The organism is Stenotrophomonas maltophilia group sp. RNC7 (genome assembly GCF_030910085.1).
In the GTDB taxonomy this organism is placed as follows: Bacteria; Pseudomonadota; Gammaproteobacteria; order Xanthomonadales; family Xanthomonadaceae; genus Stenotrophomonas; species Stenotrophomonas sepilia.
Genome location: NZ_JAVFVN010000011.1, coordinates 1 through 837, shown reverse-complemented (window position 1 = coordinate 837; position 837 = coordinate 1). Strand labels below are relative to the sequence as shown.

General features: G+C 43.1%; 1 protein-coding gene. It reads right to left on the bottom strand.

The window, feature by feature from the left end; translation table 11 throughout:
* Positions 1-837, bottom strand: an 837-nt coding sequence (locus tag RCF13_RS00055; protein ID WP_308140651.1) for a hypothetical protein, incomplete at both ends; no start/stop codon positions are given.

Genomic DNA, 837 nt, shown 5'->3' with positions numbered 1-837 from the left:
GCATTCCCACTCGGCTACCGCTACCCGCATTGTTTATAACTATATCGGCCAAACAAAAATTATTCTCAAAATAAACACCAGTAATATTGCAACCAAATGCCCCTTCGCTAGAAGCTCCATTAATGGAGATGGCACCTGTTTGGTTGTCACCAGTGCCGTTTCCTTCAAATGAACCGCCAATAAAATTACAAGTGGTAGGATTAATCAAAGTTACACCACTATTCTTATTATTCATCCACCGGCAAGATATGAAATTTATAGCATTAGGATGTGATCCCTGTGCATAGCCCCCAATGAAACCAACTCTGTTATCTTCAAAGTCTATTGCCTCGTACAAGATAGAAAAACTATCTAGGTTGTGCAGTCCATACTCAAAGCCTTTAATCTCAATATCAGAAAATTTAAGAGATGCCGACCAATCTACTTTTAGTCCTACACCACTCCTGTTTACATTATCATCTTGAACGAGACTAAACCCGCGATGATGGGCCTTACCTAATCCAGTGTTGATATGCAGCGCAGCGCCAGAACCAACGTAGCGTAGAATAGTTGATCCAGCTCCATCGCCAACAATTGCAGTTCTATAAAGAATTTCATTTTTCTCTGGCTCCACACCCGGCTGTACATTCGTACCAGCATTATTAAGGACAAGTGTAGACGATAGAGCGTATTCACCACGCGGCAACCACGCCTTAAGTCCAGTTGGCTTCATCTGATTAAGAAAAGTCTGTAATTCGGTCGTGTCATCATTGCCTGCCCCGAAAGCACCGAAATCTCTGGCACTCACAACGTCGCGGAATTTGTCTGATACAAGACGGACGACCGCATCGGAAAAAG